The organism is Devosia sp. RR2S18, assembly GCF_030177755.1.
GTDB classification, from domain to species: Bacteria; Pseudomonadota; Alphaproteobacteria; order Rhizobiales; family Devosiaceae; genus Devosia; species Devosia rhizosphaerae.
This window is the reverse complement of the sequence record NZ_CP126539.1, coordinates 1,135,386-1,154,244: the sequence shown is the minus strand read 5'-3', so window position 1 is coordinate 1,154,244 and position 18,859 is coordinate 1,135,386. Positions and strand designations below refer to the sequence as shown.

Annotated in this window: 17 protein-coding genes; 7 read left to right on the top strand and 10 right to left on the bottom strand. The window is 61.8% G+C overall.

All coding sequences use genetic code 11. The features are described 5' to 3' along the window. Positions 1 to 55 precede the first annotated feature (55 nt). From xdhB to uraH, 3 genes are read right to left on the bottom strand one after another with little or no spacing between them, the layout of a single operon-like run. Positions 56 to 2,386 (bottom strand): xanthine dehydrogenase molybdopterin binding subunit, encoded by a 2,331-nt coding sequence (gene xdhB / locus QOV41_RS05545; protein ID WP_284580073.1) that lies wholly within the window; start codon positions 2,384 to 2,386, stop codon positions 56 to 58. Then, positions 2,386 to 3,852, bottom strand: coding sequence for a xanthine dehydrogenase small subunit (gene xdhA / locus QOV41_RS05540; protein WP_415926747.1), 1,467 nt, complete (start codon positions 3,850 to 3,852; stop codon positions 2,386 to 2,388). Before xdhA ends, xdhB begins: the two co-directional genes overlap by 1 nt. Positions 3,853 to 3,855: 3 nt before the next feature. Further along, positions 3,856 to 4,206, bottom strand: coding sequence for a hydroxyisourate hydrolase (gene uraH / locus QOV41_RS05535; protein ID WP_284580072.1), 351 nt, complete (start codon positions 4,204 to 4,206; stop codon positions 3,856 to 3,858). 154 nt (positions 4,207 to 4,360) lie between these two features. Between uraH and puuE the strand changes: the two genes are divergently transcribed. The 6 genes from puuE (at position 4,361) to QOV41_RS05505 (ending at position 10,200) form a co-directional block, all read left to right on the top strand. Continuing rightward, positions 4,361 to 5,779: an allantoinase PuuE gene (gene puuE / locus QOV41_RS05530; RefSeq protein WP_284580071.1), complete on the top strand. Its 1,419-nt coding sequence runs from the start codon at positions 4,361 to 4,363 to the stop codon at positions 5,777 to 5,779. Positions 5,780 to 5,960: 181 nt separating this feature from the next. Beyond that, complete coding sequence (locus tag QOV41_RS05525) at positions 5,961 to 6,779, top strand: bifunctional allantoicase/(S)-ureidoglycine aminohydrolase (protein ID WP_284580070.1); 819 nt, start codon at positions 5,961 to 5,963, stop codon at positions 6,777 to 6,779. Between the two features lie 2 nt (positions 6,780 to 6,781). After that, the gene (locus tag QOV41_RS05520; RefSeq protein ID WP_284580069.1) at positions 6,782 to 7,279 is read left to right on the top strand and encodes an ureidoglycolate lyase; all 498 of its coding nucleotides are present in this window, start codon (positions 6,782 to 6,784) and stop codon (positions 7,277 to 7,279) included. Beyond that, a complete protein-coding gene (locus QOV41_RS05515; protein WP_284580067.1) occupies positions 7,280 to 7,900 on the top strand; it encodes a nucleoside deaminase in 621 nt (206 codons plus the stop codon). An 84-nt stretch (positions 7,901 to 7,984) separates the two neighbouring features. Continuing rightward, positions 7,985 to 8,761 carry a trehalose-phosphatase gene (otsB, locus tag QOV41_RS05510; RefSeq protein ID WP_284580066.1) on the top strand — a complete coding sequence of 259 codons (777 nt, stop codon included), beginning with the start codon at positions 7,985 to 7,987 and terminating at the stop codon, positions 8,759 to 8,761. 26 nt (positions 8,762 to 8,787) lie between these two features. Next, positions 8,788 to 10,200: an alpha,alpha-trehalose-phosphate synthase (UDP-forming) gene (locus tag QOV41_RS05505; RefSeq protein WP_284580065.1), complete on the top strand. Its 1,413-nt coding sequence runs from the start codon at positions 8,788 to 8,790 to the stop codon at positions 10,198 to 10,200. A 62-nt stretch (positions 10,201 to 10,262) separates the two neighbouring features. Here QOV41_RS05505 and QOV41_RS05500 read toward each other — a convergent pair whose 3' ends face one another. From QOV41_RS05500 to QOV41_RS05485, 4 genes are all read right to left on the bottom strand, one after another. Continuing rightward, positions 10,263 to 11,726, bottom strand: coding sequence for a DEAD/DEAH box helicase (locus QOV41_RS05500; protein ID WP_284580063.1), 1,464 nt, complete (start codon positions 11,724 to 11,726; stop codon positions 10,263 to 10,265). Positions 11,727 to 12,023: 297 nt separating this feature from the next. Then, positions 12,024 to 12,815, bottom strand: coding sequence for a molybdopterin-dependent oxidoreductase (locus tag QOV41_RS05495; protein WP_284580062.1), 792 nt, complete (start codon positions 12,813 to 12,815; stop codon positions 12,024 to 12,026). Further along, the gene (locus tag QOV41_RS05490; protein WP_284580060.1) at positions 12,812 to 13,666 is read right to left on the bottom strand and encodes a cytochrome b/b6 domain-containing protein; all 855 of its coding nucleotides are present in this window, start codon (positions 13,664 to 13,666) and stop codon (positions 12,812 to 12,814) included. The genes QOV41_RS05495 and QOV41_RS05490 overlap by 4 nt, the downstream gene beginning before the upstream one ends. Positions 13,667 to 13,750: 84 nt before the next feature. Continuing rightward, positions 13,751 to 14,401, bottom strand: coding sequence for a ThuA domain-containing protein (locus tag QOV41_RS05485; protein WP_284580059.1), 651 nt, complete (start codon positions 14,399 to 14,401; stop codon positions 13,751 to 13,753). A 349-nt stretch (positions 14,402 to 14,750) separates the two neighbouring features. Between QOV41_RS05485 and QOV41_RS05480 the strand changes: the two genes are divergently transcribed. Beyond that, a complete protein-coding gene (locus tag QOV41_RS05480; protein ID WP_284580057.1) occupies positions 14,751 to 16,355 on the top strand; it encodes a bifunctional metallophosphatase/5'-nucleotidase in 1,605 nt (534 codons plus the stop codon). A gap of 70 nt (positions 16,356 to 16,425) precedes the next feature. Here QOV41_RS05480 and QOV41_RS05475 read toward each other — a convergent pair whose 3' ends face one another. The 3 genes from QOV41_RS05475 to QOV41_RS05465 all read right to left on the bottom strand — a co-directional run bounded on the left by QOV41_RS05475 (position 16,426) and on the right by QOV41_RS05465 (position 18,726). Beyond that, positions 16,426 to 16,680 carry a GlsB/YeaQ/YmgE family stress response membrane protein gene (locus QOV41_RS05475; RefSeq protein ID WP_284580055.1) on the bottom strand — a complete coding sequence of 85 codons (255 nt, stop codon included), beginning with the start codon at positions 16,678 to 16,680 and terminating at the stop codon, positions 16,426 to 16,428. A 74-nt stretch (positions 16,681 to 16,754) separates the two neighbouring features. After that, a complete protein-coding gene (locus tag QOV41_RS05470; protein ID WP_284580054.1) occupies positions 16,755 to 17,798 on the bottom strand; it encodes a Gfo/Idh/MocA family protein in 1,044 nt (347 codons plus the stop codon). 145 nt (positions 17,799 to 17,943) lie between these two features. Then, a complete protein-coding gene (locus tag QOV41_RS05465; protein WP_284580053.1) occupies positions 17,944 to 18,726 on the bottom strand; it encodes a ThuA domain-containing protein in 783 nt (260 codons plus the stop codon). Between the last annotated feature and the right edge of the window lie 133 nt (positions 18,727 to 18,859).

Here is an 18,859-nt window from a genome sequence, read left to right as displayed (position 1 = left end):
CCTCCCCCTAGGAGGGGGAGGTTAGGTGGGGGGCGATGAGAGAGGCGCAGTGCCGTCACCCCCGCGCCTCCCGCTTGAGCCGCTCGACGCCCATCAGCACCCGCTCGGGCGTTACCGGCGTATTGAGCCGCGGGCAAACCGCGTAGTCAGCCACCGATGCCACTGCCATCGAGAGTGCCTCGACAACACTCATAGCCAGCATCAGCGGAGGTTCCCCAACGGCCTTCGAGCGGCCGATCACCGCTTCCTGATTGGCGGACCATTCGGCGAGTTTGACGTTGAAGACAGGCGGCACGTCCGACGCTAGCGGAATTTTGTAGGTGGAGGGCGCATGCGTGCGTAGCTCGCCCTTGTTGTCCCACCAGAGCTCCTCGGTGGTGAGCCAGCCCATGCCCTGGATGAAGCCGCCTTCGATCTGGCCCAGATCGATTGCCGGGTTCAGCGACTTGCCGACATCATGGAGGATATCGACTCGGTCGACGGTGTACTCGCCCGTCAGCGTGTCGATGGTCACTTCGCTGACCGAGGCGCCATAGGCGTAGTAGTAGAAGGGGTGGCCCCGACCGGTGGCACGGTCCCAGTGGATCTTGGGCGTTGTATAGAAGCCGGCGGCCGAAAGCTGGATGCGGTTCATATAGGCGGAGGCACACAATTCGGCAAAGGTGACGAAGGTCTCGCCCGCCTGGACGCCCCCCTGCACCCAGTCCACTTCGTTCTGCTCGCAACCGTAGAGCCGCGCTGCATGGGCAACAAGGCGCTCCTTGATCTGCCGGGCGGCGTCGAGTGCGGCCGCGCCATTGAGATCGGTTCCCGAGGAGGCCGCGGTGGCAGAAGTGTTGGCAACCTTGCCGGTCGAGGTGGTCATGACCTTGACGTTGTCGAGCCCAACGCCAAAGGCATCGGCCACCACCTGCGCCACCTTGATGTAGAGCCCCTGCCCCATCTCGGTGCCGCCGTGATTGAGCTGGATAGTGCCATCCTTGTAGACATGAACCAGCGCGCCACCCTGGTTGTACCAGGTCGCCGTGAAGGAGATGCCGAACTTGACGGGCGTTAGCGCAATCCCCTTTTTGAGGATCGGGCTTGTGCGGTTGAACTCGATGATGGACCGGCGTCGCGCCTGGTAGTCTGAGGATGCTTCGAGTTCCTCGACCACCCGATGGATGACATTGTCCTCCACCGTCTGATGATAGGGCGTCACGTTATTGGTGTCGGTGCCGTAGAAATTGGCCTTGCGGATCTCCAGCGGATCCTTGCCCAGGCTATAGGCGATCTCTTCGATCCAGCGCTCGGCAGCGAGCATGCCCTGCGGGCCACCGAATCCGCGGAAGGCCGTGTTGGAGACCGTGTTGGTATAGAGCGGCTCGGAGCGGGCACGCACCGCCGGATACCAATAGGCATTGTCGCAGTGAAACAACGCCCTGTCCGTAACCGGGCCGGAGAGATCGGAAGAAAAGCCGGCTCGCGCGGCGTAGACGGCGTCCACAGCGGCAATCTTGCCGGTGTCGTCATAGCCGACATGGTAATCCACCACGAAATCGTGGCGCTTGCCCGTGGCCACCATGTCATCGTCGCGGTCCGGCCGGATCTTGCAGGCGCGATTCCACTTTTTGGCCGTCAGTGCCGCGACGCAGGCGAAGAGATTCCCCTGCGTTTCCTTGCCGCCGAAACCGCCCCCCATGCGGCGCACATTGATGGTGACGGCGTGCTGGCGAATGCCCAGCACCTGCGCCACCATCACCTGCACTTCGCTCGGATGCTGGGTGGAGGAAAAGACAGTGACGTCTTCGTCTTCACCCGGAATGGCCATGGCAATATGGCCTTCGAGATAGAAATGGTCCTGCCCGCCGATCTCGATGCTGCCCTTGAGCCGCCGTGGGGCGGCGGCGAGACCGGCCTCCACATCGCCGCGCCGCAGCGTCAGCGGATCGATGACGAGTTTCCCGCCGGCATCTTGCGCCTCGCGCACGGTGGTGAAGAAGGGCAGGTCAACATACTCGACCTGCGCCAAGTGCGCAGCGCGACGCGCCTGCTCGCGCGTTTCGGCAACGACGGCAAAGAGTGGCTGGCCATAGAAGTGGATTTCGTCAGTGGCGAACACCGGCTCATCATGGCGGTGACTGGGGCTGATGTCATTTTCGCCCGGCACATCGGCCGCTGTCAGCACGCCGATCACGCCCGAAGCGGCATTGACGGCGTCGAAGTTTATTCCTGCGATCCTGGCATGGGGGCGCTTGGCGAGCGCGAGATAGGCATGGACCGTGCTCGCCGGCTCGACCATGTCGTCGATATATTCGGCAGTGCCGGCCACATGCTTGGGGCCGCTATCGTGCCGAGTGGCGGTATGGAGGCTAGCCAGCTTGATCTTGGGCTCGTGCCGGTTCATCACGCCACCTCACGGCTGAGGCGCTGCCCCTGGCCGGTGGTCTCGAGGAAAAAGCGCCGCAACAGGTTCTGCGCCGCCAACGACCGATAGTCCGCCGAGGCGCGCATGTCGGTGATCGGCTGATAGTCCACAGCGAAGGCGGCAATCGCCGCTTCGATTGTCTCCTCCGACCAGGGCTTGCCCACGAGCTCGGCTTCTACCGCCTTGGCCCGCTTAGGAGTGGCTGCCATGCCCCCAAAGGCGATGCGGGCCATGCCGACCGTGCCGGCATCATTGACGAAGACCCGGAAGGCACCGCACAGGGTTGAGATATCCTCCTCCCGGCGCTTGGAAATCTTGTAGACCGCGAACTGCTCACCGGCCGGCAGGTGCGGAACGGTAACGCTTTCCACGAACTCACCGGGCTGGCGGTCCTGCTTGCCATAGGCGAGGAAGTAATCCTCGAGCTTGATCTCGCGACGGTGCTCGCCACGCCGCAAGTGCAGTTTGGCGCCCAGCGCAATCAAGGGCGGTGGCGTGTCGCCTATGGGCGAGCCATTGGCGATGTTGCCGCCAATCGTCCCCATGTTGCGGATCTGCTCGCCGGCAACGCGATTCCAGAGCTCGCTCATGCCGGGGAAGTACTGCGCCAACAGCGGCAGCGCTTCGGAATAGGACACGCCGGCATAAAAGCGCAGCTCGCTGTCGTTCTCGGCGATGCGCTTGAGCTCCTGCAAATGCCCTATAAAGATCACCGGCCCGATGGACCGCATGAATTTGGTGACCCAAAGCCCCACATCGGTGGAGCCCGCGACGATGGTCGCCTCGGGATGTTCTTCATAGATGCGCGCGAAATCATCCAGGTTTGCCGGCACGATGATGCGTTCGGCGCCCGTACCGATCTCTACTCGGCGGCCGTCATTGATAGCCTTTATCTGACCCTTGAGGCGGATGCGCTCGGCCCAGAGCGGATCGGCTTCCGGTAGGCCGTAGCTCGACATCGCCTTGGCGGCCCGAATAATGGGCGCGTAGCCGGTGCAGCGGCACAGATTGCCCTGCAGCGCCTTTTCGACGGCGCGCTGGCTGGGATTGGGATCGCGCATCCAGAGCCCGTAAAGGCTCATGACAAAGCCGGGGGTGCAGAAGCCGCACTGGCTGCCATGGTGGTCGACCATGGCTTGCTGCACTGGATGGAGATCGCCGTTCTCGCCGCGCAGATGCTCGATGGTGACCACATGGGTGCCATGGAGGCTCCCCACAAAGCGGATGCAACTGGTCACCGAGTCATAGATGATCTCGTCGCCCATCAGGCGCCCCACTAGCACCGTGCAGGCGCCGCAATCGCCCTCCGCACAGCCCTCCTTGCTGCCGCGCAGCCGCCGGTCGAGCCGCAGCCAATCAAGCAGCGTCAGGTCCGGCTTGATGTCGGTGAGCGTGATTTCCCGGTCGTTGAGGATGAAGCGAACGGCATTGACGACCTCGACCACGATTTAGCTCCCCCGATAGGTCGAATAGCCGAAGGGGCTGACCAGGAGCGGCACATGGTAGTGACTGTCTTCTGAGATGGTAAAGCGCACCGGCACGACGTTGAGAAATGGCGTTTGCAGTTCCACCCCGAGGCGCTCGAAATACTGGCCCACATGAAAGTGGATCTCGAACTCGCCAAGCTGGAACTGATCGTCCTCTAGCAGCGGCTGGTCGACCCGGCCATCGGCATTGGTGTAGCTGTCGAGGATGTGATGGGTGTGGTCCCCATGTACATAGAGCAGCTCCAGGCGCAGGCCACGCGCGGGCTTGCCGTGCATGGTATCGAGTACATGCGTGGTCAGCCGACCGGCCATTTGCTGCTCCGTAGTTTCCCCAGTCAGCGAGACTATCGCATCAGCCTCGATGCGCAATGCCCATTTTTTACCAACTGGTCCATTTTTGTGCATCGTGATTGGAGTGGGCTGTCCGATACTCCGGCCGACCTAGCAGAGCCCCAGAGCAGAGACGATGCGCTATCCCCGCAACATGCATGGCTACGGCCCCAATCCGCCCCACGCCAACTGGCCCGGCGGCGCCAATGTCGCGGTACAGTTCGTGCTCAATTACGAGGAGGGTGGCGAGAACAACATCCTCCATGGCGACGCGGCTTCGGAGGCCTTTCTGGCCGATGTGGTCGGCGCCGCACCTTGGCCCGGAATGCGGCATTGGAACGTTGAGTCCATGTATGAATATGGCGCCCGCGCCGGCTTCTGGCGGCTGCATCGCCTCTTCACCGAGGCCAATCTGCCGGTCACCATCTACGGCGTCGCCACCGCGCTCATGCGCGCCCCCGCGCAGCTCGCCGCCATGCAGGATGCCGGCTGGGAGATTGCCAGCCATGGCCTCAAATGGGTCGAACACAGGGACATGCCGCCCGAACTGGAGCGTGAACAGATTGCCGAGGCGATCCGCCTCCACACCATCGCCACCGGGGAACGACCGCGCGGCTGGTACACCGGGCGTTGCTCACTCAACACCGTCGATCTCGTTTCCGAGGAAGGCGGTTTCGCCTATATCTCGGACACTTATGACGATGACCTGCCCTATTGGCGGGTGCATGGGGGCCGTCCGCAGCTCATCATTCCCTATACGCTCAGCGCCAACGACATGCGTTTCGTCACCGCATCGGGCTTCGACAATGGCGAGGCGTATTTCCAGTTCTTGAAAGACAGCTTTGACTGTCTCTATGCCGAAGGCGAGGCGGGCTCGCCCAAGATGATGTCGATTGGGCTCCATTGCCGCCTGGTCGGCCAACCCGGGCGTTTCCAGGGGCTCAAGAAGTTCGTCGACTACATCAAAGGCTTCTACAGGGTCTGGGTGCCGACGCGTCTTCAGATTGCAGAGCATTGGGCTCGAGAACACCCCTACCAGGCACCGGACCTGATCCCCTCCGCAATGGACAAGACCAATTTCGTGGAGACGTTCGGCTCCATCTTCGAGCACAGCCCCTGGATAGCAGAGCGTGCCTGGGACGGCGAACTCGCGCCCGCCAACGACACGGCCGTCGGTCTTCACTTTGCCCTGCGTACCCAGTTCCGCATGGCCAGCGATGCGGAGCGCCTCGCGGTCCTACGCGCCCATCCCGATCTAGCCGGCAAGCTTGCCGCCGCCAAGCGGCTGACCGACGCCTCGACGGCCGAACAGGCGTCGGCCGGCCTCGACGCCCTCACGGACGACGAGCGCGCCCGCTTTACCGAGCTCAACACTGCCTATGTGGAGAAGTTCGGCTTCCCCTTTATCATCGCCGTCCGCGACAACACCAAGGCGTCCATCCTCGCGGCCTTCGAGAAGCGCATCGACAACTCTGCCAAGGTAGAGTTCGCCACCGCTTGCGCACAGGTCGAACGCATTGCCTACCTACGGCTTGCGCAAATACTGCCCAAGTAGGCAGCGCGAAGGCTCCATGCCATTCACGAGCGCTGGATCGGGCCCTATGCCGCTTATGCAGCATCAATGCTGAGCCGCCTAAAGCAACGAGTGGAAGCGCCGAGCGATTGAGCTTTCGCTTGGCCTCTGCTGCCATAACGCTCTAGGCTTGCATGCAGATTCACCTGAGCGACCCATCTTCATGGCCTCCACCTACGCCTCCCCTATCGCCGGCCTGCCACCACAATCGGCGCTCCACACCGGCCGCGCCGTCTTCACCGAGGCATATGCGCTAATCCCGCACGGGGTCATGCGCGACATCGTCACCTCCTACCTGCCCCATTGGCGTGACACCCGTTTGTGGGTGATCGCCCGGCCCATGACCGGCTTTTCCGAGACTTTTTCGCAATACGTGGTAGAGGTCCTGCCGGGCGGCGGCAGTGAGCGCCCCGAGCCCAATGCGAGCGCCGAGGGCGTGCTGTTCATTGTGGCCGGCGAAGCGGCGCTGACGATCGCGGGACAGAGCTATCAGCTCACGCCGGGCGGCTACGCCTTCCTACCTCCGGGCTGCGCCTGGTCCCTGGTCAACAGGGGCGCCGACCCGGTGCGCTTCCATTGGGTGCGCAAGCGCTATGAAGCCGTGGATGGCGTCGAAACACCCACCGCTTTTGTTACCAATGAAAATGACGAGCCCATCCGCTGGATGCCAGGCACCAAGGATCGATGGGGCACCACGCGCTTTGTCGAACCCACCGATCTTCGCCATGACATGCACGTCAACATCGTGACTCTGGAACCCGGGGCCGTCATTCCCTTCGAGGAAACCCATGTCATGGAACACGGCCTCTACGTGCTCGAGGGCAAGGCAGTCTACCGACTCAACCGCGACTGGGTGGAGGTGGAGGCGGGTGATTTCATGTGGCTGCGCGCCTTCTGCCCACAGGCTTGCTATGCCGGTCCGGATCGTTTCCGCTATCTGCTCTATAAGGACGTTAACCGCCACGCCAAGCTGGACCTGTGAGCATGGCCGATCGGACCCTCACCATTGAACCGCTGACGGCCGAGGCCTTCGCGCCATTCGGCCAGGTGATCGAACTCACCGGCGCGCACCACTACCCGATCAACAACGGCATGACCGAGCGCTATCACGATTTGGCACGGGTTGAACTGGCCGGCACTGAAGCGCGACCGCTGATCTCGATCTTCCGCGGGCAACCCTACGCCCTGCCTCTGAGCCTCAAAATGGTCGAGCGGCACCCCTTTGGGAGCCAGGCCTTCTACCCACTTTCAGACGCGCCCTGGCTGGTCATCGTCGCCGCAGACAGCTCGGGCGCCCCGGGCCGACCGCGGGTTTTCCGCCCCGCCACCGGGCAAGGCGCCAACATCGCCATCAATACCTGGCACAGCGTTTTGACGCCGCTGGAGCGGGAAAGCGAATACCTCGTCGTGGACCGTGGCGGCGCCGGGACTAATCTCGAAGAACACTTCTTTGATGAGCCATACACCATCGGGAGCACCTGAATGGAAACCGTCGACTTTATCGCCCGCCTGCTCGACGTCATCGAGCACGATATCGCCCCGGTGACCCGCGGGGGCGTGGCCCGAGGCAACAAACTGTTCGGCGCTGCCATTCTGCGCAAGTCGGACCTTTCGGTGGTGGTCGCGGAAACCAACAACGAGGTCGAAAACCCGCTCTGGCATGGCGAAATGCACGCCATCAAGCGCTTCTTCGAACTGCCTGCTGACCAGCGACCAGAGGTGAAGGATTGCCTGTTCCTCGCCACGCACGAGCCCTGTTCGCTTTGCCTATCGGGGATCACCTGGTCGGGCTTTGACAATTTCTACTATCTCTTCAGCTACGAAGACAGCCGCGACAGCTTTGCCATTCCCTACGACATCCAGATCCTCAAAGCGGTCTATGCCGCGCCCGATCCAGGCTCGGCGGTGTCGCCAGAACGGCCGCACTACAACCGCACCAACCAGTACTGGCAGAGCCACAACATCGTGCAGATGATTGCCACCCTTGATCGCGGCAATCGCGAGATGCTGCTGGCCCGCTTCGATGACCTCAACGCCCTTTATGCCGATCTATCGGCCGCCTACCAAAAAGATAAGGGCCACAAGGGAATACCACTGGCTTGAGCGCTTTGTGACCACCAGCACCTGCAACTCTCAGCGGCATGACGCGTTAGCTCCTCTGACTCAATCCCAAGCCAGGCCCACCCCATGTCGCAAACCGATGCCGTCGCATCTTCATCAATCCCGCAGCTAGCCGTCTTCACCGACTTCGACGGCACTCTGGTTGAGCTGGCCTCGACACCCGACGGCATTGAGGTGCCCGAAAGCCTGCCCCAGCAACTGGAGCGGGCCGCACGGGAACTGGATAGCGCACTCGCGGTGATCACGGGGCGTGAGATCGCTGATATCGACAAGTACCTGGCGCCGCTCCAGTTGCCGATTGCGGGCGCACATGGCACGCAGCGCCGGCGTGCTGATGGCCATCTGGAAACCATCGACCCCGCCGCACTCGCAGGGGCACACGCCATCGCCGAGGCAATGGCGCCACTGGTCATGGCGCATCCAGAGCTCCTGATGGAGACCAAGGAAGGGGCTGTCGCCGTCCACTTCCGCCAGGCGCCGGAACTGGAAAATGCCGTCCGCATCGCCATGCAGGAAGCGGCGCAGGACCACCCCGATTTCACCCTCGTGCCGGGCAAGATGGTGCTCGAGGCACGCCCCACTGCCGCCAGCAAGGGCACCGCCCTGCGTGCCTTCATGCAGGAGGAACCGTTCTTGGGCCGCACGCCGATCTTTATTGGCGACGACGTCACCGATGAAGATGGCTTCATCGCCGCTCAGGAGCTGGGCGGCGTCGGTATCAAGCTGGGAGAAGGTGAAACTGCGGCGCGTATGCGCATCGCCAATGTCGCATCGGTTCATGCGTTGCTGCAGGGGCTCGGTGATATTGTGGCACGCGATCGCGACGGCGCGGCCGAACACTGACGTAAAGATTTTAGGGGCATTTCGACATGAGCAGATTGATCGTTGTTTCCAATCGCACGCCGGGCAAGACGGTAGCGGCGGGCGGTCTTGCCGTCGCCCTGCGCAAAGCATTGTCCCGGCAGGAGGGCTTCTGGTTCGGCTGGTCGGGCAAACTGACCGAAAATCCAAACGCCGAGGCGCGCTTCGAGGATATCGACGGGCTTTCCCTCGCCACGATCGATCTGACCCGTGACGATCATCACGCCTATTACGCTGGCTTCTCCAACTCTATTCTCTGGCCCAGTTTTCACCTGCGGCTCGACCTCGCCACCATCGATTCCACTTGGTACGAAGGATATCGGCGCGTGAACCAGCAGTTTGCGCGCGCCCTGCTGCCGCTGCTCGAACCCGACGATGTTATCTGGGTCCATGACTATCACCTCATTCCCCTGGCCAGCGAACTGCGCCTCATGGGTGCGCGCAACCGGATCGGCTTCTATCTTCACATCCCCTTCCCCACGGCCGACGCGCTCTACGCCATTCCGCATCACCTCGATCTGATGCGTGATCTCTCTCGGTATGATCTGGTCGGCATGCAGGCCAAGCGTGATGTCGCCGCCTTCACCGAATTCGCCGAGCACCAGTCGCCTTCGAGCCTTTCCGGCGATCCATTGCGCTCGGTCGATTTCAGCCGCACTGAAGTGGCAGCCTTCCCCATTGGCTCGGATCCGGACGCTTTTGCCCGCATGGCGGTCAGCAGCGCCGCCAACAAGATGATCAAGCGCATGGAGCGCGTGCTCAACGGCCAAAAACTGATCTTGGGCGTCGACCGGCTCGACTACTCCAAGGGCTTGCCACAACGCGTCGAAGCCTATGAAAAACTCCTGGCTAATGACGCCCGCTTCCGGCGCCAGGTGCATATGCTGCAGGTGGCGCCCCCCTCGCGCGACACCATCAAGGAATATCAGGAAACCAGCGATACGCTCGATGCCATGTGCGGGCGTGTCATGGGCCGCTTCGCCGAGCCTGATTGGTCACCGCTGACCTATGTGAAGCGCGCTTATGGCCAACCAAGCCTCGCCGGGCTCTATCGCCTTGGCCGCGTCGGCTTGGTGACGCCGCTCCGCGACGGCATGAATTTGGTGGCGCATGAATATGTCGGCTCCCAGGACCCCAATGACCCCGGCGTTCTCGTTCTCTCCCGCTTTGCCGGCGCCGCCGAAATTTTCGAAGACGCTATCCTCGTCAATCCGTTCGACACCGACGAGACGGCCGAGGCGTTGCGCATGGCGCTCGATATGCCGCTCGACGAGCGCAAGCATCGCTGGCAAACGCTGATGGCCAGCGCGCAGAAGCACAACGTGGACGATTGGTCGCGCAGCTTTCTCGAACGGCTCTCCCCGGCCGAGCAACAGCGGACCAGCACCCGCGATATTCTTTATCTCGCGTCTGTAGCCTAACCCCGACATGCAAAAAGGGCGACCCGCGGGTCGCCCTATTCGTCTTCGGTATTTTCTAGCTTTTAGCCGTTGGCGCGGCGGACGCGTCCAGCGTCCTTCTGAGGCTTGCCCCAGCGCTGCTTACCCTTTGCCGGCTTGGCGGCGATCGGCTTGCCGCTTTCGACATCGCGGCGGACGCGGTTCACCTGACCATCGGGCCGGCGCGGAGCTTCCGCACTCGCGCCACGCTCGCCTACCTGCTTGGCAAAATCGGCGAAGGGCCGACGCTCGGCAGGGGCCCGGCGATCCACCGGAGGCTGCTTGGGATTACGCGAAGAGCGAGGCCCCGGGCGGTTGCCGGCTGGCTTGTAGGCGGAACGCGGTGCTTCCACGACGCCCGTATTGTTGGCGAGGCTGAGGTCGCCCGTATAGGGCAATGTGCGGCGGATCAGCCGCTCCACATCGCGCAGCTTACCGCGTTCAGTGCCATCGCACAGCGTGATGGCAATCCCAGATGCGCCGTTACGACCAGTGCGGCCGATGCGGTGCACGTAGTTCTCGGGATCGTCCGGCAGCTCATAGTTCACCACATGGGTGATGCCGGGCACGTCGATGCCGCGCGCCGCGATATCGGTCGCCACGAGGATGCGCACGTCACCCGACGAGAAGCCCTTGAGCGCCGCCTGGCGCGCATTCTGGCTCTTGTTGCCGTGAATGGCCGCGGCCTTGTGGCCGTCCAGTTCCAAATTCTTAGCAACGCGGTCTGCGCCATGCTTGGTGCGCGAGAAGATGATCACGCGTTCCATATTTTCGGTTTCGCTGCCCAGCAGCTCGTTGAGCACGCCCCTCTTGGCCTTAGCGCCCGAGAGGATCACCCGCTGGTCGATCTTGACCACGGTGGAGCCCTGCGGCGTTGCTTCGACCCGAACCGGGTCGTTCAAGAGACCCTTGGCCAAATCGGCGATTTCTGGCGCCATGGTGGCCGAGAACAGCATGGTCTGGCGCCGCGGGCCGATAGCCTTGGCGATGTGCTTGACCGGTGCGATAAAGCCCATGTCGAGCATGCGGTCGGCTTCGTCGAGCACCAGCCAGCGCGTTTCGTTTAGGCGGATCTTGCCGTCATCCAGCAAGTCCTTGAGCCGACCCGGGGTAGCGACAACGACGTCCACGCCCTTGGCGATCTTCTGCACCTGATGGTAGCGCGAGACGCCACCAAGGACGAGCACGGTGGAAAGGCCCATCTTGGTGCCAGCAAACTTGCGGATGTTCTCGTCGATTTGGACAGCTAGCTCACGGGTTGGCGCCAAAATAAGCGCGCGGGTGGTCATCGGCCGCGGACGGCCGGTGAGGTTGAGAATGCCCGCTAGGATCGGCAACCCGAAGGCGGCCGTCTTGCCCGAGCCGGTCTGGGCGATGCCCAGCATGTCCTTGCCGTCGAGCAGCTTGGGAATGGCCTGGGACTGGATCTTGGTAGGTTCGGTAAAGCCGGCAGCGGTCAGGCTGTCAGTGATGACGGTCGGCAAGCCGAGGGAAATAAAATCGGTCAATGTGTGACTTTCGAAATGCGCCACAACAGAGGGCGCGCGCCAACCGCACATTGCGGATGACGAATGGATCGGATGCAATCGGGCGATAAGGATAAAGCTATCGCGCGGGTGCTGGCTCAAACCCGGACAAATTGTTTCCGGGCTGACTTCGCCGCTCACCGCATATCGATAAGAAGAGAAGTCCGTCTGCCGGCTCTTTCAGCCGCGACGATGCAGCCTATGTGGGGGAGCCAGCTGCAAATAGCAAGGACATTCGGCATTTTGGTGCGCAAGGCTGCGATGCGCGGGGGCGATCACTCAGATGCCGCCATACCAGTCATAGCCATTGTCTTCCCAATAGCCGCCCTTGCCCTGCCCGAACCGGGCAAGGCTATCCACCAGTTCGATGGTGTGCAGGAACTTGGGCTGTTTGTAGCCCAGCGCCCGCTCGATCCGCAGGCGCACCGGAGCGCCGTTAGCGACTGGCAGGACCTGGTCGTTGAGCCCATAGGCGAGGATGGTCTGCGGGTGGTAGGCGTCGATCAGGTCGGAGCTTTCATAGTAGAAGATGTCGCCGGCGAGCGTCCGCTGAATGTTGTCGTAGCAATGATAGACGCAAAAGCGCGCCTCCGGCCGCACGCCGGCTTGGTCGAGCACGGCGCCCAACTGCGTGCCCGTCCATTTGGCGATGCAGCTCCATCCCTCGACGCAGTCGTGGCGGGTGATCTGGCTGCGCGCGGGCATGTTGCGCAACTCATCGAGCGAGAAACTCACTTCGCGGTCCACCATGCCCTTGATGGTCAACCGGTAAGGCTCGAAGTTCTGCGCCTGCAGGAACATGTACTCGGGCGTGGTGGGATTAGTTGAGCCGTTGGGCTTCATGCCCTGCCGGATTTCGCTGGAAGAAAACTCTCGCGCCAGCGACTGCTGCCCGATCAGCGGCTTTTGCGCCTCATAGGTCAGCACATTGGCCTGCTCCATGAAGTTGCGCACGGGGTTGTCGCGCTGTCCCAGGAAGTCGAACTGGTCGCAACCGGCTAGTATGACGCTAGAGCCTGCCGCGGCCGAGCCGGCGAGAAAGCGGCGGCGATTGAGGATCAACCCGCTCATGGCTTGTCTCCTTTAAGGCGCGGCGTATCCCGGGCGGCGCGGTACCAGCCAGTGATCATGGAGCGCAGTTCATTGAACGGTCCGGCGAGCACCACCATGACCACGTGGACCACGAAGAACAGCACCAACAGGACCATCGCACCGAAATGGATGGTTCGCGCTGTCTGCCGTCCGCCGAACAGATCAAGTAGGAACGGCCAGGCGGCGTTCAAAGAGGGGCTCATCGTAAGCCCGGTCAACACCACGAGAGGAAAGAGAATAAAGAATACAGTGAAGTAGCTGAGCTTCTGTAGCGGCTTGTAACTCCGCCCGTGCCGGAGCTGAAAGCGAAGATGGTTGCCGATATCCTCTGGCAGGCCTTTGATGTCGTGCCCCATGGGGATGATGTCCCGCCGCAGATGCCCGTTGATGAAGCTGACCACGAACCACACCAACATGGTCCCGACGAAGATCCAGCCAAAGAAGAAGTGCACCACCCGCCCAGTGGCGAGATCACGGAAGGAGGGAATGGTCACTGCACCCGGGAAAGCCGTGAAGCTCGGTTGCGCGGCCGGGCCGCTCATGCCCAGCCAACCCGTGGTGTCGTAGGTTTGCCCGAAGATCGTGGTCTGCCCGCGCGGACCTTCCGGGGTGTTTATGGCGCCGATCTCGAGAACGGCGTTGTCGAACTCGAAGCCAGACTGCTGGCCAATATAGAGCGCCGGGTGCGCATTGAAGATCTGCAAACCCGAGAGCAGGAGGAAGAACAGGCAGATGGCCCACAACCAATGGGTCACCCGCGTCCAGATCGACTGCCGGTAGATCAGCGGCCCCTTAGCCGCCGGCAGGCCTTCATCTGCCCGTTCACTCATCGCGCGCTCCCCACTTATGCGTTCTGGAGATACGAAGCCAAAGCGCGCTTGGTTTCAACTCACCTTGGCGGGAGATGCCGCTTGCTACTGTTCGTCTCGCGCAGCCCAGTTGAGCCCGCGCCGCATAATGGTGGCCATGTTCGCATTGTCGAACTCCTTGGCCTGGTGCCCCAGCGTCATGTGGAACACGCGGCCCTTGCCATAGCGGTGCTTCCAAACCACCGGCATCACGACGCCATCGATCCAGGACGCGTGCTCGCCGGTGAATGTGGTGGTCGCCAATACCTCAATCGAGGGATCGACATGCATGTAGTACTGCTCGGAGGTATATGGAAACGACTTAATCCCGGCCATGATCGGATCGTCGGGCTTGGTCACGTCGACCGTGTAGTCGATGATGTTGCCGGGATGGGCAACCCACTGCCCCCCCACCATGAACTGGTAATCGACCGCCTCGCGGAAGGCATCGCTCATGCCGCCATGATGGCCGGCCAGACCCACACCATTCTCGACCGCCTTGGTGAGGTTCTGCACCTCTTCCTTTTCGATCTTGCTCATCGTGTAGATCGGAATGATCAACGAGAGGTCATGGATTGATGGGTCCGCGAAAGCGCTCGTGTCGGTTGCCGTGCGAACTGTGAACCCATCCTCGTGCAACCAGCGGCGATAGATTGCTGCGCACTCTTCGGGGTCGTGGCCGCTCCAACCACCATAAACGATCAACGCGCTCTTCATTCGGCAACTCCCCGCAAGAAACAAACGGCGCGGAGATTACCTGAGTTCGCCTCTAATGAAACCCCATCAGGTGATCGACTCCCGCATTGGTGGAAGCGCGCCACTCTGAGCCGTTAGGCTTGCCACGCGATTTAGCGGCTCACCCGGGTGTGCAGAGTTTTGCAGCAGGTTGAGGCTGTGTGACCCGGACTTCCCACCTGACGTCTATGTTTCTGCATTCGTTTGCTTTCCACTGTCATAAAAGCCTGCTTAACTCCCTCCGCACCGCGGCCGGACGAACGTCCCTGCAAGCTGGGTCGAGTGGCTGCGGAGCCGAACTGCTGTCAAAGCAAGATAAAGGACTACAGGGATGAAAAGACTTCTTCTCGGCGCTACCGCGCTCACCCTCTGCACTGGTTTCTCCAGTGCGGCTTACGCCGAATTCACGCTCAACATCCTCCACATCAACGACTTTCACTCGCGATATCAGCCGATCACCAGTTCGGACTCCAACTGCGAAGCAGAAGCGGACGCAGCCGGCGAGTGCTTTGGTGGCATCGCCCGCCTCAAGACTGCTGTGGACAACCAGCGCGCCGAGCTCGAGGGCGAGAACGTTGTTCTGATCGACGCTGGCGACCAGTTCCAGGGCTCCCTCTTTTACACGCAGTACCGCAGCGACATCATCGCCGAGTTCGCCAACGATCTTGGCATCGAGCTGATGGCCGTAGGCAACCACGAATTCGACGACGGTCCCGCTGAGCTGGCAGAGTTCCTCGAAGCCGCCGAGTTCCCGGTCATCTCGGGCAACACCAATGTTGAAAATGAAGCCTCGCTAGCCGGTAATCTGGCTGGCGCCCACGTTATGGAGTTTGACGGTGAACGCGTCGGCTTCGTCTCGGCTCTTGCGGAAGATACCGATGAAACTTCTTCCCCGGGCGAGGGCGTGGAGTTCGAGGACGTGCTCGTCAGCCTCCGCGGCCAAGTTGCCGGTCTTGAAGCTGCCGGCGTCAACAAGATCGTCGCCCTGACCCATGTAGGCTACACTACCGACCAGCAGATTGCCGCCAATGTGCCCGGCATCGACGTGATCGTGGGCGGTCACTCCCATACCCTCCTCTCCAATACGGCTGAAGACGCCGCTGGCCCCTACCCCACCATGGTAACTGGTCCGCGCGGCAACGAAGTACCCGTTGTTACCGCCTATTCCTATGCCAAATATTTGGGCGACCTCCAGGTGACCTGGGACGACGAAGGAAATGTGATCTCGGCTGAGGGCGAGCCGATCTTGCTTGACGCTTCGGTCACCCCCGATGAAGGCTATGTCGAGCGCTTGGCCGAACTCCAGGAGCCAATCAACCAGCTCATGGAAGAGGTCATCGGCACGGCAACTGCTCCCATCGAAGGTTCGCGCGAAGTGTGCCGTGTTGAGGAATGCTCCATGGGCAACCTCGTCGCCGATGCCATGCTCGATGCGGCTAGCGGTCGCGGTGCAACCATCGCCATTCAGAACGGTGGTGGTCTGCGCGCCTCCATTGATGAAGGCGAGATCACCATGGGCGAGGCGCTGACCGTGCTGCCCTTCTCCAATACGCTGGCGACTGTGGACATCACGGGTGCCGACGTCATCGAAGCGCTGGAGAACGGCGTCAGCGACATCGAAGGTGGTGCCGGCCGGTTCCCGCAGGTGTCTGGCCTCCAATACACCTACACCCTGGCCAATCCTGCTGGCGACCGCATCAGCGACGTGATGGTCGGCTCGGGCGATAATTGGCAGCCGATCGATGAGGAAGCCACCTATACCGTGGCAACCAACAACTACATGCGCACCGGCGGCGACGGCTATGCCACCTTCGCCGAAGGCGACAATCCCTATGATTTCGGCCCACCGCTAGAGCAGGTTCTCGCCGACTACATCGAAGCGCAGGGTGGTGAATACGAGCCCTACACCGACGGCCGCATCACCGTCGCCGAGTAAGCGACTCGCCAAGCCACAAACACGAAGGGCGCCTCGCGGCGCCCTTTTTTGCTCCGGCTTTTGCCAGGCCTCAGGCACGCCGGCGACTGACGGCACCCCAGATCAGCAAGATGATAATCGCACCGACAATGGCGCCGATGAAGCCGGCGCCGTCATTGGGTCCATACCAGCCCAAGGCCTGACCCAGGAAAGTGGCTAACAGCGAGCCGACAATGCCCAGCACCGTAGTGAGGATGAATCCTTTCGGCTCCTTGTCTCCCGGCACAATGAACTTGGCGATGAGACCGGCGAAAAAGCCAACGATGATGGCCCAGATAATTCCCATGGTGACGCTCCGTTTGCATTGCTCGAATAAGTCACGACAACGCGAGCGGTTGCATCTACTTGGCTGATGCCGTGTCAGACCCGGTGCTCGGCCCGATCTCGATCGGTCGTGGTGGCTAGGTCCAGCACCTTCTGGATATTGGTGGCATGCCGGAAGCTTGGCTCGAGCGTTATTCCGTTGCGCACGGCCTCAACGAAGCGCTGATAGTTCGTCGGCACCGGATCCACCGCAAGCTCCGTCCAGGTGCCGGTCTGGGCATCGGGGCCAAGACAGGTGAAGAGCTTGCTCCAGTCATGTCGGTGCTGCACTTCGATTGACCCGAGTTCCCCATAAACGCGCAGGCGCAGCTCGTTGAAATGCCCGGTGGCCCAGCGCGTGGCATGGATCACGCCCAGTGCCCCGTTCTCCAGCTGTGCCGTCATGGCAAAGCTGTCATTGGCGTCGAGGTCATACTCCCCGATGCGGTCGTTCTCGGCCTTGTCGAAGGTCTCGAGGCGGCAGAACACCTTGGAAAAATCACTCCCGGCCCCATAGGCCGCAAAGTCCAGGATGTGCACGCCAATGTCGCCCAGCACGCCGTTCGAGCCGTGCTTTTTCGAAAGCCGCCAAAGCCACTGGCTTTCGGTGCGCCAGTCGCCCCAGGCCTTGGAGACGAGCCAACTCTGGAGATAGCTCGCCTCGAAATGCTTGACGCTGCCAAGCCGCCCCGATTGCACCAGTTCCCGCGCCTTCTGCAATTGCGCGACATTGCGATAGGTGAGGTTGACCATGTTGACGAGCCCCAGCGTCTCGGCCGCTTGGGTCATCTCCATGGCCTTGGTATGATCGGTCGCCAAGGGCTTCTCGCAGAACACATGCTTGCCCGCAGCCAGCGCCGCCATGGTGGTTGGATGGTGCACGCTGTCGGGCGTCACATTGGCCACCGCGTCGAATTCACCCCAGGCCAATGCTGCATCCAGCGACCCGAAGCCCCGCTCGATAGCGTGCGTGCTGCAAAACGCCTCGACACGTGCCGGGTCGACGTCCACGCCACCGGCGAGCGTCACGCCCTCAATGGCAGCAAAGTGCTTGGCATGCTGATTGGCCATGCCGCCAGTACCCAGGATGAGGATACGCATTCGTTTTCTTCCCTTGCGGCGCCCCGCCGCATTGCTCCAACCCCCAGCGGGGTTCAACCCGGCTGGAGGCGGCGCGACAATTCAGATTGAGAAAATCCCCAGCCGTGCCGGGGGAGAGTGTATGGTCAGCAAAAAGCTGAGAGGCTTACTTGAAGCCTTCCTGTCGACCATGGTGCAGCTTGGGCCCGCGCTCCTCGATTTTTTCGATCGCCTTCTCTACCGGCGTGTTCGGCGCCTCGAGCAGTTCGGGGTACTGATTGGCGTTGTAGGCCCAATTGACCGCATTCCGCAGCACCAGACCCACCGTCTCGTCGTGATAGGTGGGATAGGTCTCGTGGCCGGGGCGGAAGTAGAAGATATTGCCCGCGCCACGGCGATAGGTCAGGCCCGATCGGAACACCTCGCCGCCCTGGAACCAGGAGACAAAAACTGTCTCCAGCGGCTCAGGCACGCCGAAGGGCTCGCCATACATCTCTTCCATTTCTAGCTCGAAATAGGCGGGCAGCCCCTTGGCAATCGGGTGGCCTGGATTGGTGACCCACAGCCGTTCGCGCTCCCCCGCCTCGCGCCAGTGGAGTCCACAAGGCGCCCCCATCAACCGCTTGAAGATCTTGGAGAAGTGACCGGAGTGAAGGACAATCAGGCCCATTCCCTCCCAGACCCGCTTGGCAATGCGCTCGACGATCTCGTCTTCCACTGCGCCATGGGCGGCATGACCCCACCAGAGCAGCACGTCGGTTTCCGCGAGCGCCTCCTCGGTGCAGCCATGCTCGGGTTCCTGCAGGGTTGTAGTCTTGACGACCAGATTGCTGTCGCTGGCAAGCAGCTTGGCAATTTGGTTGTGCATGCCCTCGGGGTAATTGTCGGCGACGATTTTGTTCTTCTGCTCGTGAACATTTTCGCCCCAGACGAGGGTACGGATCGGCATCGGTGTGCTCCTGTGCGATGTTGTTTCGGGCTCGGCGGAGGGAGGCCGCGTCTACCCAGATACTTGGCGTGCGGCTGCGCCGCTCCAAACTTCCTGTGCCATCATGACGCTACACGCGGGTCCAACGCCCGAG

What these genes read in the sequence shown, in the direction of transcription:
- QOV41_RS05480 (WP_284580057.1), top strand. Translation starts at nt 14,751, where the DNA reads ATGAAAAGACTTCTTCTCGGCGCTACCGCGCTCACCCTCTGCACTGGT.
- QOV41_RS05495 (WP_284580062.1), bottom strand. Translation starts at nt 12,815, where the DNA reads ATGAGCGGGTTGATCCTCAATCGCCGCCGCTTTCTCGCCGGCTCGGCC.
- QOV41_RS05515 (WP_284580067.1), top strand. Translation starts at nt 7,280, where the DNA reads ATGGAAACCGTCGACTTTATCGCCCGCCTGCTCGACGTCATCGAGCAC.
- QOV41_RS05470 (WP_284580054.1), bottom strand. Translation starts at nt 17,798, where the DNA reads ATGCGTATCCTCATCCTGGGTACTGGCGGCATGGCCAATCAGCATGCC.
- QOV41_RS05525 (WP_284580070.1), top strand. Translation starts at nt 5,961, where the DNA reads ATGGCCTCCACCTACGCCTCCCCTATCGCCGGCCTGCCACCACAATCG.
- QOV41_RS05485 (WP_284580059.1), bottom strand. Translation starts at nt 14,401, where the DNA reads ATGAAGAGCGCGTTGATCGTTTATGGTGGTTGGAGCGGCCACGACCCC.
- xdhB (WP_284580073.1), bottom strand. Translation starts at nt 2,386, where the DNA reads ATGAACCGGCACGAGCCCAAGATCAAGCTGGCTAGCCTCCATACCGCC.
- puuE (WP_284580071.1), top strand. Translation starts at nt 4,361, where the DNA reads ATGCGCTATCCCCGCAACATGCATGGCTACGGCCCCAATCCGCCCCAC.
- QOV41_RS05505 (WP_284580065.1), top strand. Translation starts at nt 8,788, where the DNA reads ATGAGCAGATTGATCGTTGTTTCCAATCGCACGCCGGGCAAGACGGTA.
- QOV41_RS05475 (WP_284580055.1), bottom strand. Translation starts at nt 16,680, where the DNA reads ATGGGAATTATCTGGGCCATCATCGTTGGCTTTTTCGCCGGTCTCATC.
- QOV41_RS05465 (WP_284580053.1), bottom strand. Translation starts at nt 18,726, where the DNA reads ATGCCGATCCGTACCCTCGTCTGGGGCGAAAATGTTCACGAGCAGAAG.
- uraH (WP_284580072.1), bottom strand. Translation starts at nt 4,206, where the DNA reads ATGGCCGGTCGGCTGACCACGCATGTACTCGATACCATGCACGGCAAG.
- QOV41_RS05520 (WP_284580069.1), top strand. Translation starts at nt 6,782, where the DNA reads ATGGCCGATCGGACCCTCACCATTGAACCGCTGACGGCCGAGGCCTTC.
- otsB (WP_284580066.1), top strand. Translation starts at nt 7,985, where the DNA reads ATGTCGCAAACCGATGCCGTCGCATCTTCATCAATCCCGCAGCTAGCC.
- QOV41_RS05490 (WP_284580060.1), bottom strand. Translation starts at nt 13,666, where the DNA reads ATGAGTGAACGGGCAGATGAAGGCCTGCCGGCGGCTAAGGGGCCGCTG.